This is a genomic window from Prauserella marina, from assembly GCF_002240355.1.
In the GTDB taxonomy this organism is placed as follows: domain Bacteria; phylum Actinomycetota; class Actinomycetes; order Mycobacteriales; family Pseudonocardiaceae; genus Prauserella_A; species Prauserella_A marina.
Map to the genome: position 1 here is coordinate 4205385 of NZ_CP016353.1, position 14892 is coordinate 4220276.

Annotated in this window: 15 protein-coding genes; 6 read left to right on the forward strand and 9 right to left on the reverse strand. The window is 68.6% G+C overall.

From position 1 onward, the window contains the following. Positions 1-49: 49 nt before the first annotated feature. Positions 50-1186: a lycopene cyclase family protein gene (locus BAY61_RS19715; protein ID WP_338061485.1), complete on the forward strand. Its 1137-nt coding sequence runs from the start codon at positions 50-52 to the stop codon at positions 1184-1186. Here the strand turns inward: BAY61_RS19715 and BAY61_RS19720 are convergent. Beyond that, a complete protein-coding gene (locus tag BAY61_RS19720) occupies positions 1172-1852 on the reverse strand; it encodes a response regulator (protein WP_245865261.1) in 681 nt (226 codons plus the stop codon). The genes BAY61_RS19715 and BAY61_RS19720 overlap by 15 nt on opposite strands. After that, positions 1849-3099: a sensor histidine kinase gene (locus BAY61_RS19725; protein ID WP_091808173.1), complete on the reverse strand. Its 1251-nt coding sequence runs from the start codon at positions 3097-3099 to the stop codon at positions 1849-1851. Before BAY61_RS19725 ends, BAY61_RS19720 begins: the two co-directional genes overlap by 4 nt. Before the next feature lie 184 nt (positions 3100-3283). On the opposite strand from BAY61_RS19725, the gene BAY61_RS33830 reads away from it, so the two are divergent. Together BAY61_RS33830 and BAY61_RS33835 are read left to right on the forward strand one after the other, a co-directional pair. Continuing rightward, positions 3284-4615: a sensor histidine kinase gene (locus BAY61_RS33830; protein ID WP_170140155.1), complete on the forward strand. Its 1332-nt coding sequence runs from the start codon at positions 3284-3286 to the stop codon at positions 4613-4615. A 103-nt stretch (positions 4616-4718) separates the two neighbouring features. Then, on the forward strand, positions 4719-4841 hold the full coding sequence (locus tag BAY61_RS33835; protein ID WP_256328125.1) for a hypothetical protein: 123 nt from the start codon (positions 4719-4721) through the stop codon (positions 4839-4841). Here the strand turns inward: BAY61_RS33835 and BAY61_RS19735 are convergent. The 7 genes from BAY61_RS19735 to BAY61_RS19765 are packed head-to-tail and all read right to left on the reverse strand — an operon-like array spanning position 4831 to position 11290. Continuing rightward, positions 4831-5268, reverse strand: a complete 438-nt coding sequence (locus BAY61_RS19735) for a metal-sulfur cluster assembly factor (RefSeq protein WP_091808169.1) — start codon at positions 5266-5268, stop codon at positions 4831-4833. The genes BAY61_RS33835 and BAY61_RS19735 overlap by 11 nt on opposite strands. Beyond that, positions 5268-5759: a Fe-S cluster assembly sulfur transfer protein SufU gene (gene sufU, locus BAY61_RS19740; protein ID WP_091808167.1), complete on the reverse strand. Its 492-nt coding sequence runs from the start codon at positions 5757-5759 to the stop codon at positions 5268-5270. Before sufU ends, BAY61_RS19735 begins: the two co-directional genes overlap by 1 nt. Beyond that, complete coding sequence (locus BAY61_RS19745; protein ID WP_091808166.1) at positions 5756-7066, reverse strand: cysteine desulfurase; 1311 nt, start codon at positions 7064-7066, stop codon at positions 5756-5758. The genes sufU and BAY61_RS19745 overlap by 4 nt, the downstream gene beginning before the upstream one ends. A 32-nt stretch (positions 7067-7098) precedes the next feature. Beyond that, entirely contained in the window at positions 7099-7866 is a 768-nt protein-coding gene (gene sufC, locus BAY61_RS19750) for a Fe-S cluster assembly ATPase SufC (RefSeq protein ID WP_091808164.1), read from the reverse strand. Between the two features lie 37 nt (positions 7867-7903). Then, positions 7904-9091 carry a Fe-S cluster assembly protein SufD gene (gene sufD / locus BAY61_RS19755; protein ID WP_091808163.1) on the reverse strand — a complete coding sequence of 396 codons (1188 nt, stop codon included), beginning with the start codon at positions 9089-9091 and terminating at the stop codon, positions 7904-7906. A 1-nt stretch (position 9092) separates the two neighbouring features. Continuing rightward, complete coding sequence (gene sufB / locus BAY61_RS19760; protein ID WP_091808161.1) at positions 9093-10541, reverse strand: Fe-S cluster assembly protein SufB; 1449 nt, start codon at positions 10539-10541, stop codon at positions 9093-9095. Next, positions 10538-11290, reverse strand: a complete 753-nt coding sequence (locus tag BAY61_RS19765; RefSeq protein ID WP_091808159.1) for a helix-turn-helix transcriptional regulator — start codon at positions 11288-11290, stop codon at positions 10538-10540. Before BAY61_RS19765 ends, sufB begins: the two co-directional genes overlap by 4 nt. Before the next feature lie 203 nt (positions 11291-11493). Here BAY61_RS19765 and mptB point away from each other — a divergent pair, with 203 nt between their 5' ends. The 3 genes from mptB to BAY61_RS19780 all read left to right on the forward strand — a co-directional run bounded on the left by mptB (position 11494) and on the right by BAY61_RS19780 (position 14843). Continuing rightward, positions 11494-13092, forward strand: a complete 1599-nt coding sequence (gene mptB, locus BAY61_RS19770; protein ID WP_091808505.1) for a polyprenol phosphomannose-dependent alpha 1,6 mannosyltransferase MptB — start codon at positions 11494-11496, stop codon at positions 13090-13092. A gap of 30 nt (positions 13093-13122) precedes the next feature. Then, a complete protein-coding gene (locus BAY61_RS19775; RefSeq protein WP_091808157.1) occupies positions 13123-14049 on the forward strand; it encodes an ABC transporter ATP-binding protein in 927 nt (308 codons plus the stop codon). Positions 14050-14117: 68 nt separating this feature from the next. Continuing rightward, on the forward strand, positions 14118-14843 hold the full coding sequence (locus BAY61_RS19780) for an ABC transporter permease (protein ID WP_091808504.1): 726 nt from the start codon (positions 14118-14120) through the stop codon (positions 14841-14843). Positions 14844-14892 lie beyond the last annotated feature (49 nt).

Sequence of the window (14892 nt, forward strand, 5' to 3'; positions counted from 1 at the left end):
CGGTTTCCCTGTCCGGACGGCGCTCGGCCGCGTGTGATGAGATCTGCGCGTGGCCGTCTTCGACATCGCCGACGTGGTCGTCATGGGCGCGGGCCCCTCGGGAAGGGCGATCGCCTCGGCGTGCGCGAACCAGGGGCTGGACACCGCCCTCGTCGATCCCGCACCACAACGGCCGTGGCGCAACGTGTACTCGCTGTGGAAGGACGAACTGCCGGACATTCCCGATTCGGCCGTCGCGGCGACAGCCGACCCGGCGCTGGTCCACATCGGAGAACGAGAAATCGTACTGCCACGGGAATACGCCGTCCTCGACAACGCGGGACTGCGGAACTGGCTCAGTGACGAGCGGGTCGCCGTCCACACCGGAATCGCGACCGGCGTCGCGCATGGACCACACGGCAGCCTCGTCCGGCTTTCCGGCGGCGGGCGCGTCACGGCGAGGGTCGTCGTCGATGCGAGAGGCGTGCGCCATGGCGGTACCGAGCAGACCGCGTACGGAGTCGTGCTCCCCCGCGCGCTCGCCGAACGCCTCGCCCCCTCCGGGGCGGCCGTGTTCATGGACTGGCGGCGCGACCCGGGCACCGGGGACGCGCCCAGTTTCCGTTATCTCGTGCCGCTGGGCCGCGAACGGGTTCTCGTCGAGGAAACCTCGCTGGCCAGAAAACCGGGCCTCGGCCACGACGTGCTGGCACACCGCCTCCGCGCTTTCCTCGGCGAACACGGCATCAGTACCGATGGCAGGCAGGAGGAGCAGGTGCGCCTCCGGCTCGACGCGCCGCTGCCGAAACCGGGCAGGACCATACCGTTCGGCGCCGCGGCGGGGCTGGTTCACCCCGCGACCGGCTACAGCATCGCTGCCTCACTCCGGCTCGCCGTTCCGGTGGCGGCCGCCATCGCCGGTCACCTCGATTCGGGACGCACCTCAGCCGCTGCCGCCGCTGCCAGAAAGGTGATCTGGCCGCCGCGCGCGCTGGCGGTTCACGCCCTCAGGAGGCACGCGTTACACGCGCTGGGCAACCTCCCCGCCACCGAGGTACCGGAGTTCTTCGGGTTGTTCTTCGCGCTTCCCCCCGAACACCAGCGCGCGTTCCTTTCCGAAAGGGACGATCCCCGCGCGCTCGCCTCGACGATGGCCAGGTTGTTCGCCTCGGCGCCGTGGAGACTACGGCGATCACTGCTGTGGTGACACGAAGCCCGACTCGTATGCCTTGATCACTGCCTGCGTCCTGTCCCTCGCGGCCAGCTTGCCGAGCAGGTTCCCGACATGCGTCTTGACGGTCTGCACGCCGAGGTACAGCTCGCCCGCTATTTCCACATTGGACATACCGGTCGCCATGAGCCGCAACACATCGGCTTCTCGGGCGGTGAGCCCGGCATCGCTGAGCGCGTCGCCACGTGAGCCGGCCCCGTGCCGCGCGGCGAGTCGCCTGATCGCGGTGGGAAACAGCAGCGACTCCCCCGCGAAGACGGTGCGGATCGCTGCCAGGATCTCCTCCGGCCGGGCTCGCTTGAGCAGGAAACCGCTGGCCCCCGCGCGCAACGCGGCGTACACGTAGTCGTCGTTCTCGAAGGTCGTCACCACGATGACCTTCGGTGGCGAGTCCATCGCCGACATCAGGTGTTCGGTCGCCCTGATGCCGTCGACGGACGGCATCCGCACGTCCATCAGCACGATGTCGGGAGCCAGTCCCCTCACGAGACCGGCGACCTCCGCGCCGTCGGCCGCCTCACCGGCGACCGTGAGGCCGGACTCCGACTCCACGATGGCCCTCAGCCCCGTGCGCACCAGTTGCTCGTCGTCGACGAGCAACACCCTGATGTCCGCCTGACCGTTCTCGACGGGCTCATTCACGACGTTCCCCCACCCTTCGGCAGTCGCACCGACACCTCCCAGAACTCGCCTCTGCCGCCGAAGTCCAGCTCGCCGCCGAGTACGGCGACCCTGTCGGCGATGCCCCGCAATCCACTTCCTCCGCCGTTCCTGCGCTTGCCCCGCGTGGCGCCGAGCGGATTGCGGACGGTCAGCGTCAGTTCATCGTCGCCTACCTCGACCACGACGGCGACGGCGACCCTGCCCGCGTGGCGAAGAACGTTGGTGAGGCATTCCTGGAGGATGCGGTAGGCCTCCCTGTCGACGGTCGGCGCCACACTCGTGAGGTCGCCACGCACGTCCTCCTCGAAGGGCATCCCGCCTGCCCTGCTCGCCTCGGCCAGTGAGGAAAGCTGGGCCAGCCCTTTCGCGGGGGTACGCGTCGCCGTCTCGTCCCTCAGCAGGCCGAGTACGTAGTCCAAGTCGTCGAGCGCGGAGCGAGCCGAGTCCTCGATGGCGAGCAACGCCCGTTCCGCGGTCTCCGGGTCGGTGTGCAGTGTTCTGCGGGCAGCACCGGCCTGAATGGACACGACGCTCAGCGTGTGCCCCACCGAGTCGTGCAGTTCGCGGGCGAGGCGGTTGCGTTCGGCGAGCTGCCCGGTACGGCGTTCCAGCGCGGCGATGCGTTCGGCGACGGAGGGACCGAGCAACCGCGAGGCCAAAGTGGACAACACGGCCCCCGCCCAGTTGACGACGTGGAAGAACAGTACGGTCACCAGCAGGAACAGGGCCGGGATCCAGGCGCCCGCCCAGCCGCGGGGAGCGTCGGGACCGACGCTGAAACCGATCGCCAGCCGACCGGTGAACGGCGCCGCGAACGAGAACACCAGGAACACCGGCAGCAGCAGGCTGGCGAGACTCAGCGCTCCGCCGACGAGCACGTGGGTCACGAACATGATCCCGCCACGCACCAGGTCGGCCCATTCCCTGCCGCCTGTCAGGCCCGCGTCCGCGACCGGATCGTCGAGCAGTTCCCGCACCGCGGCCCTTTCGAGCACCCTCACGGCGGGCAGCAGCGACGTGCCCGCGAGCACCAGCAGGGTCACCGCGCCGCCAAGCGCGAGGGCGGGACCGACCTCCGTGGTGATCGGTACGGTCGCCGGAACGACGAACGCCGCGAACAACAGGTAGGGAGCCAGCAGCGCTCCCCCGAGGATCAGGTACGTCCAGCGGCGGTAGGTACGCCGGTCGGCGACAGGGCCGACGACGCGGCGAATCCACCCGTTCACCCTTCGATCCTCGCAAATCCTCACCGCCTCGCGCCTCCCTCCCAGGTGGGACTTCGCCGATCGGTGCTGGTCCTGCTGCCGTAGGGCGAGGACCAGCACCGTTATGCTCGGCACGCGGACGGACCGCGAATCCCACGCGACAGGGGCGGACCGTGCCCGGCAAGACCGAACAGGGAAGGCCCCCGTGCCCACATTTCTCGTCGACCGTCTTTTCGACCGCAGGATGACACCGGTGCGGGTCGCGGTGCTGTCGGCACTGTCGGCGGGCTACATCTTCCTGGTCGCCGACATCGGACACCCCGGTCACGGCGGCTGGCTGGTCCTGCTCGCGGCGCTGGTGGTGAGCTGGGGCTCGCCACGGTGGCCGCTGGTGTGCGCGCTGTGCCAGACGGGTCTGCTCGCCCTCGGCGAGGTACTAGGCGCGGATACCGTCGTCCCGCTCAAGGTGCTCGCGAGCTTCGCGTTGTTCGAGCTGGCCATGCGCACGACGGGAAAATGGCTCGCCGTCACGGGGCTCGCGCTCGGCGCCGTCTACCTCGCCGCCGGGATCGCGCACTCCGACAAGGACGTGGCCGGGGTGGTGTTCCAGACGGCCGTCGTCGTCGGCGGGCCGATGGTTCTCGGCGCCTTCATCGGCGGGGTCAGGGCGCGGGCCGGGCTCGCGGAGCAGCGAGCTGCCGAACAGGAACGGCTTCGCCACTCGGAGGCGCGGATGGCGCGCGTAGCCGAACGTACGGCGATCGCGAGGGAACTGCACGATCTCGTCGCCCACCACGTGGCTTCGATCGTGCTGCGGGCGGGAGTCGCCCGGCACCTGTTGCCCTCCGACGGCGACCCCCGGATCCGCGAGGTGCTCGACGACGTCCACGACACCGGCTCGTCGGCGTTGACCGACCTGCGTAGGCTGGTGACGGTGCTCCGCGATCCCGCGACGTCCGAGACGGCGGGCGGTGACCTCGTCGATCCCGCCGAGCTGCCCATCGCCATCTCCGCGGCCGTCGAAAGGGCCCGCCAGTCGGGGCTCGCCGTCGACGCGACCGTCGATCCCGCGCTGTCCGGCCTCGACCCCGTCACGGGGCTCGCCGTGCTGCGGTTCATCCAGGAAGGGCTGGCCAACGTGGTCAAGCACGCCGGTCCGGCGTCGGCGGTGACGCTCTCGGCCACGGTGCGGGACGACACCGTCGGGCTCTCCCTCGTCGACGACGGTTCTGGTGTTTCCACCGACCCCGCGCCCGACAGAGCAGAGGGCGAACGGCACGGGCTGATCGGCATGCGGGAACGGATCGAGTTGCTCGGCGGAACGTTGCGCGCGGGCCCCGAGGGCGGTGGATGGCGACTGGCCGCCGGATTACCCGCTACCGCGACGCTGGGCGACCCGGTCGACGGGTCCGACGGCACCGGCGACGCCGAGCACTCCGGCCGGTCTGGTGACTCCCCCGGCTCCGGCGGGTCTGGTGACTCCCGTGGTTCCGGTAGCTCCGGTGATGCGGCGGCGCCCGCTTTCCCGCCGCCGTGATCAGGGCGGGTCGGCGTCGAACCGACCGGCCCGCGAGCCTCACACCACAAAGCCCGTTGGGGCGAATGGAGTTTCCACTCGCCCCAACGGGCTCCAGGTGAACATGAATGCGCAACTCGCCGGCACGAACGCCGAACTCGCGCGCACCAATGCGGAACTCGACGTCCTGGGCGCGGGACTCGCGCGCCGGCCGCACCGGCGCGACGAACCGCGTGTCAGACCGTGAAGCCCAGCGCGCGCAGTTGTTCGCGGCCGTCCTCGGTGATCTTCTCCGGGCCCCACGGCGGCATCCAGACCCAGTTGATCCGGAAGTCGTCGACGAGACCGGCTCCACCCGTCAGCACCGACGCGGTCTGGTCCTCGATGACGTCGGTGAGCGGACACGCCGCCGACGTCAGCGTCATGTCCAGCGTCGCGGTGTTGTCCGGCTCCACGCGGATGCCGTACACCAGTCCGAGGTCGACGACGTTGATACCCAGTTCGGGGTCGACGACGTCGCGCATCGCTTCCTCAAGGTCCTCGACCTTGGCGATAGCACCGTTGGCACCGTTGCCCTGCGCCGTCTGCTCCGGCAGATCCGCCGCGGTACGTCCCTCACGGTGCTCGGGGGTCGCGGTCTCGCTCGTCTCGGTCATGACCTCACCCTCGCTCATCACTTCACCTTGTCGTCACGGTCCGCCGAACCCGCCGACGCCACGGCGTCCGCCTGTTCGGCGGACGTCCTGGCCAGCGCGTCCTTGAACGCCATCCAGCCGAGCAACGCGCACTTGACCCTGGCAGGGTACTTCGCGACACCGGCGAACGCGACGCCGTCCTCCAGCACGTCCTCGTCCGGTTCGACCTGCCCTCTGCCCTGCATCAGCTCGACGAAGGCATCCATGGTGCCCAGCGCCTCGTCGACGCCGTGCCCGGTCACCAGATCCGTCATCACCGAAACGGAAGCCTGGCTGATCGAGCAGCCCTGCCCCTCGTAGGACACGTCGGTGACCTTGCCGTCGTCGACCTTGAGCCGCAACGTCACCTCGTCACCACAGGTCGGGTTGACCTGGAACGACTCGGCGTCGAACGGTTCCCGCAGACCTCGGCCGTGCGGGTTCTTGTAGTGGTCCAGGATGATCTCCTGGTACATGCTCTCCAGGTTCATGCTCCCGCCTCACCGGGAGTGACCCCGAAGAACCGTTGCGCCTCACGAATCCCGGCCAACAGAGCGTCCACTTCGGACAGTGTGTTGTAGAGATAGAACGAGGCGCGCACCGTCGCCGGAATCTCGCATGCCCTGTGCAACGGCCACGCGCAGTGGTGGCCGACGCGCACCGCGATGCCGAGACTGTCCAGCACCTGGCCCGCGTCGTGCGGGTGCACACCGTCGATGACGAACGACACGGTCGCTCCGCGATCCACCGTGTTGTCCGGCCCGATCACGCGCACCCCTGGGATCTCCCTGATCCCGGCGAGCGCGTGCTCGGCGAGCAGGTGCTCGTGAGCCGCGACGCGGTCCATGCCGATCGCGCCGAGGTAGTCCACGGCGGCACCGAGCCCGACGGCTTGGGAGGTCATCGGGACACCGGCCTCGAACCGCTGCGGAGGCGGCGCGAAGGTCGAGCCCTCCATCCGTACCAGTTCGATCATCGACCCGCCGGTGAGGAACGGCGGCATGGCCTCAAGCAGTTCGCGGCGCCCGTACAACACGCCGATGCCCGAAGGAGCGAGCATCTTGTGTCCCGAGAACACCGCGAAGTCGACACCGAGTTCGGTGAAGTTCACGGGGAAGTGCGGCACTGACTGGCAGGCGTCCAGCACGACGAGCGCGCCGACCTCATGTGCCTTGCGGGTCAGCGTCTCCACCGGGTTCACGGTGCCGAGCACATTGGACTGGTGGGCGAACGCGACGACCTTGGTCCGCTCGTTGATCAGCTCGTCGATCGAGGAGAGATCGAGCCGTCCCTGTTCGGTCACCCCGAACCAGCGCAGGGTAGCGCCGGTCCGCTGGCACAACTGTTGCCACGGAACGAGATTCGCGTGGTGCTCCATCTCGGTGACGACGATCTCGTCACCGGGGCCGACGGAAAACCGCCGCGCGGCCTCGCCCGCCGTCGCCGCGTTGCTCATCGCGTAGGCGACGAGGTTGATGCCCTCCGTCGCGTTCTTGGTGAACACCAGCTCGCCGGGGGTAGCGCCGACGAAATCGGCGATCGTGGCCCTCGCCGCCTCGTAGGCGTCGGTGGCTTCCTCGGCGAGTTGGTGCGCACCCCGGTGCACGGCGGCGTTGGAGGTCTCAAGGAACCTCCGCTCCGCGTCGAGCACCGGGGCGGGGCGCTGTGAGGTCGCCCCCGAATCCAGGTACACCAACGGTTTCCCGTCGCGGACCGTGCGCGACAGAATGGGGAAGTCGGCGCGCACCGCCGTGACATCCAGAGGCAGTAGCTCGGCGGACTCGGCTGTCGTGCTCATCGCGCCACACTCCTTTCGATGCCAGTGAGTGCTCAGACTGCCGCTTCTGCCTTGTCGGTGTACTTCACGTAGCCGTTCTCCTCCAGCTCGTCGGCGAGCTCCTTGCCGCCCGACTCGACGATCCGGCCACCCGCGAACACGTGCACGAAATCGGGGTGGATGTGCTTGAGGATGCGCGTGTAGTGCGTGATCAGCATGACGCCGACGTCGTTGCTCTTCTTGAACTCGTTGACGGCTTCCGAGACGACCCGCAGCGCGTCGACATCGAGGCCGGAGTCGGTCTCGTCGAGGATCGCGATCTTCGGCTTGAGCAGCGCGAGCTGTAGGATCTCGTGCCGCTTCTTCTCGCCACCCGAGAAGCCCTCGTTCACACTGCGCTCGGCGAACTCGGACGCGATGTCCAGCTTGCCCATCTCTTCCTTGACCTCTTTGACCCAGTGCCGCAGCTTGGGGGCCTCACCGCGGACGGCGGTCGCCGCGGAACGCAGGAAGTTGGACATCGAAACGCCGGGGACCTCGACCGGGTACTGCATCGCGAGGAAAAGTCCCGCGCGCGCCCGCTCGTCGACGGTCATGTCGAGCACGTTCTCGCCGTCCAGCAGCACCTCGCCCGAGGTCACCTCGTACTTGGGGTGACCGGCGATGGCGTAGGACAACGTCGACTTGCCCGAACCGTTGGGACCCATGATCGCGTGGGTCTCGCCAGAGCGGATCGTCAGGTTGACGCCCTTGAGGATCTCCTTGTTGCCCTCGTCGGTGACGACGTCGGCGTGCAGATCCTTGATCTCCAGTAGTGCCATGCCTCTTCGTTTCTCTCGTCAGTTCGGGTGGTGGTGCTCAGACGCCGACGGCCTGGAGCTCTTCCTCGATCGCTGTCTCAAGGCGCTCCCGCACCTCGGGGACCTCGATCTTCATCAGGATCTCGTGGAAGAAGCCGCGCACAACGAGCCTGCGCGCCTGCTCCTCCGCGATTCCGCGCGACTGCAGGTAGAACAACTGCTCGTCGTCGAACCTTCCCGTCGCGCTCGCGTGCCCGGCGCCGGTGATCTCGCCGGTCTCGATCTCCAGGTTGGGCACCGAGTCGGCACGCGCGCCCGTGGTGAGCACGAGGTTGCGGTTCAGCTCGAACGTCTCGGTCGCCTCGGCGGCGGCCCTGATGAGCACGTCGCCGATCCACACCGAGTGGGCGCCTTCGCCTTGCAACGCGCCCTTGTACACGACGTTGGACTTGCAGTGCGGCACCGCGTGGTCGACGAAAAGGCGGTGTTCCTGATGCTGGCCGACGTCGGCGAAGTGCAGGCCGAGCATTTCGACGTCGCCTCCGGTGTCGGCGAACGTCGCGGTGGGGCTGACCCGCACGAGGTCACCGCCGAGCGTGATCACGAAGTGCTTGAGCTTCGCGTCGCGGCCGAGCCGCAGGTGCTGCTCGGAGACGTGCACGGCGTCGTCGGCCCAGTCCTGCACGCTGAGCACGGTGAGCTGCGCGCCGTCGCCCATGACGAACTCGACGTTGTCGGCGTAGGTGCCGGAGCCGATGTGGTCGAGCACGACGGTGGCCTTGGAGAACGCCTCGGCCCGCACCTGCACGTGGCCGTAGGCGGTGTTGCCCTCGCCCGGACCGGTCAGCCGGATGACCGTCGGCTTGGAGGCGACGGTCTCCTTCGGCACGGTCACCACGGTGGCCGTGCCGAAGGAGGAGTACGCCTGCGCGGCGACCCTGTCACTGGGGACACCGGCTTCGCCGAGCCGGGAGTCGTCCCTGGCGACGGTCTCCACCCGCACTTCCGGCGCGGCGTCCGCGTCGACCTTCAGCTCGCCTGTCGCGACCGCGGAGCCGTCGTGCAGGCCCCGCAGCCGCTTCATCGGCGTGAACCGCCAGTTCTCCTCGCGTCCGCTCGGGACCTCGAAGGCCTCGACGTCGAACCCGGAGAACCGCTCGGCCCTCGACGCCGCCGGCACGACGGCCTCCGCCGCGCTCGCGACGCTGGCCGCGCCCGCGGGTGTGTCCTTTTCCGTCACCGCCATGTCAGCCGACGGCTCCTTCCATCTGCAGTTCGATCAGGCGGTTCAGTTCGAGCGCGTACTCCATCGGCAACTCGCGCGCGATGGGCTCGACGAACCCGCGTACCACCATGGCCATGGCCTCGTCTTCGGTGAGCCCACGGGACATCAGGTAGAAGAGCTGGTCCTCGCTCACCTTCGACACGGTCGCCTCGTGCCCCATCGAGACGTCGTCGTTGCGGATGTCGACGTAGGGGTAGGTGTCCGAACGCGAAATGGTGTCCACGAGCAGCGCGTCGCACTTGACCGTCGACCGCGAGTGGTGCGCCCGCTTGGCGACCTTCACCAGACCGCGGTACGAGGTACGGCCACCGCCGCGCGCCACCGACTTCGACACGATCGTCGAGGAGGTGTGCGGGGCGAGGTGCTCCATCTTGGCACCCGCGTCCTGGTGCTGGCCCTCACCGGCGAACGCGACGGACAGAACCTCGCCCTTCGCGTGCTCGCCCATCAGAAACACCGACGGGTACTTCATGGTGACCTTGGAGCCGATGTTGCCGTCGATCCACTCCATGGTCGCGCCCTCTTCGGCCTTGGCGCGCTTGGTGACCAGGTTGTAGACGTTGTTCGACCAGTTCTGGATCGTCGTGTAGCGGCAACGGCCGCCCTTCTTCACGATGATCTCCACGACGGCCGAGTGCAGCGAGTCCGACTTGTAGATCGGTGCCGTGCAGCCTTCGACGTAGTGCACGTAGGCACCCTCGTCGACGATGATCAGCGTCCGCTCGAACTGGCCCATGTTCTCGGTGTTGATCCGGAAGTAGGCCTGTAGCGGGATGTCGACGTGCACGCCCGGCGGCACGTAGATGAAGGAGCCACCCGACCACACCGCGGTGTTCAGCGCGGAGAACTTGTTGTCACCGGCGGGGATGACCGAGCCGAAGTACTCCTTGAACAGCTCAGGGTGCTCCCGCAGCGCGGTGTCGGTGTCGAGGAACAGCACGCCCTGCTGCTCAAGATCCTCACGGATCTGGTGGTAGACCACCTCGGACTCGTACTGCGCGGCGACACCGGCGATGAGGCGCTGCTTCTCCGCCTCGGGGATGCCCAGCTTGTCGTAGGTGTTCTTGATGTCGGCAGGCAGCTCGTCCCAGCTCGTGGCCTGCTTCTCCGTGGAGCGCACGAAGTACTTGATGTTGTCGAAGTCGATCCCCGACAGGTCCGCACCCCAGTTGGGCATGGGCTTGCGTTCGAACAGTTTGAGCGCTTTCAGTCGCGCGTCGCGCATCCAGTCCGGCTCGGACTTCTTCGAGGAGATGTCGGTGACGACGTCCTCGTTGAGTCCGCGGCGCGCGCTCGCGCCCGCGGTGTCCGGGTCCGCCCAGCCAAAGGCATAGTTGCCAAGGGAGTCGATTGTCTCTTCTTGGCTGAGCGGGGCCGTGGTGGAATCGCGCTGCTCGGCAGCGGCAGTCATGCGGTCGTCCCTCCATCCGGAGTTCTTGCTTCGATACCCATCTGATCAATGGGTACGTGCGTTGTGCACGCGGCGTCACCGCGTGCGATGGTCGCCAGTCGCTGCACGTGTGTTCCGAGCAGCCTGGCGAATGCCTCGGTCTCCGCCTCGCAGAGCTGCGGGAACACAGCAGCGACGTGGGCCACCGGGCAGTGGTGCTGGCAGAGTTGCTCGCCCGCGCCGACCTGACGGGTCGACGCAGCGTAACCCTCCCTGGTCAAAGCCGCGGCCAGGGCCCCGGCTCGCGAAGCCGGCTCCCCTTCACGGGTCACCGCCTCCTGGTAAGGCTCGACGAGTGCCGCGACGCGGCGCTCCGCGAACGCCCTCACCGCATCCTCGCCCGCGTGCTCGGCGAGGAACCGGACCGCGGCGACCGCGAGATCGTCGTATGCGTGGCCGAACCTCGCCCTGCCCTGCTCGGTGAGCAGGAAGAGCTTGGCAGGCCGTCCCCTGCCCCGTGGACCGCGACGCGGAGCTTCCCTTGTCTCCGCTTCGTTGTCGGCGAGCAGCACGTCGAGATGGCGACGCACAGCCGTCGGGCTGATGCCGAGTTGTTCGGCGACGGCCACGGCCGACATCGGCCCCTGTTCCAGCAGCAGTCTCGCGACTTCACTCCTGGTCCTGCCTTCGGCCGTCACCTGGACAGGAACAGCTCCGGCAGCGGGCGGCTGCGCGCCACCGTGCTGGTCGAAGGAGTCCTGCTTTTTCACAACATAAGTGTGTCGTATTTCGTCGGGGACGGCAAAGAGGCACGAAAAGCGAGTGACCGGACTCACGCCGGGACGGTAGTCGTTACGCTGCGCGCGTGGCTTTGGGCAAGGGCGGAACGCAACAGCACGACGGCGACACCAACGTCACCGGCACTGCCGGTGAGGTCGGCGAGGACAGCCGGAGTGCCGCCTCCGACGACCAGGTGGAGGCCGTTCCGCTCACGCGCTCACCCGCCCACCCCGGTGACGTCGAGCCGCTGAGCGGCGAGGAGACCAGGGCACTCAACGTCGTGCGCAGACTGGGGACGGTCGGCGCGCTGCTGCTGGCCTTCGGCTCGCTCGGCGCGGGCGCGGCGCCGATCCTCAACCCGGTGCTCGACATCCCCGTGCTGCGGCTGTTCGCGCGCATCCCGACCGTCTCGCTCGCGATCGCCTTCGCGGGCATGGGCATGATGGTGATCGCCTGGCTGCTGCTCGGCAGATTCGCCAGACCGGGAAGACAGCGACTGGCCAGCCAGGGCCAGCTGCACCGCACGCTCGCGATGTGGATCGCGCCGCTGCTGCTCATCCCGCCGATGTTCTCCCGCGACGTCTACAGCTACCTCGCGCAGAGCGAGATCGTCGTGCGCGGCATGGACCCCTATTCGATGGGGCCAGCGCAGGCGCTCGGGGTCGCCGATCCGCTCACCGCCGGTGTCTCGAACATGTGGCGGGACACACCCGCGCCCTACGGCCCGCTCTTCCTTGAGTTCGGGAGCTGGATCTCGGGCACGACCGGCAACAACGTCGCCATGGGCGTCCTGCTGATGCGCCTGCTCGCGCTCGTCGGCCTCGCGCTCGTGGTGTGGGCGCTGCCGAGGCTGGCCCAGCGCTTCGGCGTGCAGCCGAGCACCGCGCTGTGGCTCGGCGCGGTCAACCCGCTCGTGCTCTTCCACCTCGTCGCGGGTGCGCACAACGAGGCACTCGGCATCGGCCTGATGCTGGCGGGGCTCGAACTCGGCATCAGAAGACTCCCGATGCGAGTCAAGGGCGACGCTCCCCCGCCGCTTGCCAAGGGGGAACTGGCCTTCCTCGCGCTCGGCGCCGTGCTCATCGCGCTCGCGGCCATGATCAAGATCCACGCGATCGTCGCGCTCGGCTTCTTCGGCGTGATGATCGCGAGACGCTGGTACGGCAAGCTCACCGACCTGTTGTGGGCGGCACTGACCATGCTCCTGATCATGGGTGCCGTCGCCGTCGCCGTTGCCTTCGGCACCGGGCTCGGCTTCGGCTGGATCGGCACGCTCGGCACGCCGGGCATGGTCTGGAGCTGGATCTCGCCCATCGCCGAACTCGGTCAGGTCGGCGGCATTCTCGGCATCGTGCTGGGACTCGGCAACCACACCGGTTCGGTGATCGCCATCCTCGGCATGCTCGGTTACGCCGTCGCGGGCGCGATCACCGTCAAGTTCCTGTGGGACAGCTTCCGCTGGCGGTACCGGCCCATCATCGGGCTCGGGGTGTCGCTCGGCGCCTTCATGATGCTGCACGTCGCGATGCAGCCGTGGTGGCTGCTGTGGGCGGTCATCCCACTCGCCGCATCGGCGGGGACCTCGCGGTTCCGGGCGGTCGCCACAGTGGTCAGCGCGGTGCTCGCGATGCTCATCCCGCCGACGGGCAGCACGTTCGACGGACGCTCCTTCATCCAGCACCAGGCATACCTCGCCGGCGCGATCGTGGTCGCGCTCGCCCTGTTCGTCATCTGGCGTACGGCTCCCATGCTGCTGCGCAGGGACATGACAGTGACGCCCTCGCCGAAGTGAGCCCGGCTTCACGCCGTACTCTTGGTTGTCGTGAGTGCAGCAGCCGTCGAGATCACCGGGCTGGTGAAGCGCTTCGGATCAACGACCGCCGTCGATGGCCTCGACCTCAAGATGGCCCGAGGCAGCCTGCTTGCCCTGCTCGGCCCCAACGGCGCGGGAAAGACCACCACGGTCGAGATCTGCGAAGGCTTCCTCCGGCCCGACACCGGCACGGTCAGGGTCCTCGGTCTCGACCCGGTCAGTGACAGTGCCTCGCTGCGGCCGAGGATCGGCGTGATGCCACAGGGCGGCGGCGCCTACCCCGGTGTGCGGGCCGAGGAGATGCTGCGGCTGGTCGCCTCGTGTTCGGCCAACCCGCTCGACCCCGCCTGGCTGCTGGACGTACTGGGGCTCCAGTCGGCGAGGCGCACCCCGTTCAAACGGCTCTCCGGCGGGCAGCAACAACGACTCTCACTGGCCTGCGCGCTCGTCGGCAGGCCGGAACTGGTGTTCCTCGACGAACCGACGGCCGGGATGGACCCGCAGGCGCGGCGGCTCGTGTGGGAACTGCTCGGTGCCCTGCGCTCTGACGGAGTCAGCGTGCTGCTCACCACACATCTCATGGAGGAAGCCGAATCGCTTGCCGACGACGTCGTCATCGTCGACGGCGGCAGGCTCGTCGCCCAGGGAGCGCCGAGCGCGCTCACCGCGGAGCACGCGGAGGACGCCCAGCTCCGGTTCCGCGCGAGGGCCGGACTGAACACGGATCTGCTCGCCTCCGCGCTGCCGGAGGGATACCTGGTGCGGGAATCCACCCCCGGCGCCTACCGCGTGTGCGGCGTCGTCGACCCGCAGGTGGTCTCCACGGTCACCGCGTGGTGCGCGCAGCAGGGCGTGCTGGCCGAGGAACTGCACGTCGGAAGACGCGACCTCGAAGAGGTCTTCCTGGAACTCACCGGCAAGGAGCTGCGGGCGTGACGGCGACGGAAAGCAGGTTCGCGCCCGGCATCTTCACGCCCGATCCCGGGCCGGGGAAGCTCGGCACGATGCTGCTGACCCACGCCAGGATCGAGACGAGACTCACCCTCAGGCACGGCGAGCAGATCCTGCTGACGCTGCTCATTCCCCTCGTGCTGCTCGTCGGTCTCAGCCTGCTGGACATCCTGCCCACGGGCGACATCGGCGACATGTCCAAAGTGGACTGGGTGACCCCGCGCATATTCGCGCTCGCCGTCATGTCGTCGGCGTTCACCGGACAGGCCATCGCGCTCGGTTTCGATCGCAGGTACGGCGTGCTCAAACGGCTCTCCGCGACGGCACTCCCCCGCTGGCTGCTCGTCGCAGGGCGACTGGTCGCCGCGCTCGTCATCGTCGCGCTCCAGGTGCTCGTGCTCGGCACCGTCGCCGCCCTGCTCGGCTGGACGCCGTCGGGAGCCGGTATCGCCTTCGCCATCGTGTTCCTGCTGGCGGGGACGCTGGCCTTCGGCGCACTCGGCGTACTGCTCGGCGGATCACTGCGCGCGGAGGCGGTACTGGCGCTGGCCAACATCGTCTGGTTCGTGCTGCTGCTCGCGGGCGGCATTCTCATGGCACCGGCCACCCTGCCGGGCGTACTCGGCGACATCGTCGTGCTGCTGCCCTCGGGCGCGCTCGCCGAGGGGCTGCGAGCCGCGCTCACCGAGGGCACCCTGCTGTGGGGACCGGTGGTCACGCTCATCGCGTGGGCCGCCGTCGCGGGCGCGATCGCCACGAGGACGACGAAGCTCACGTAGCGGCCGCGAGCGGAGCCCGCACGCCAACCCAGCACGGATGCCGCCACGC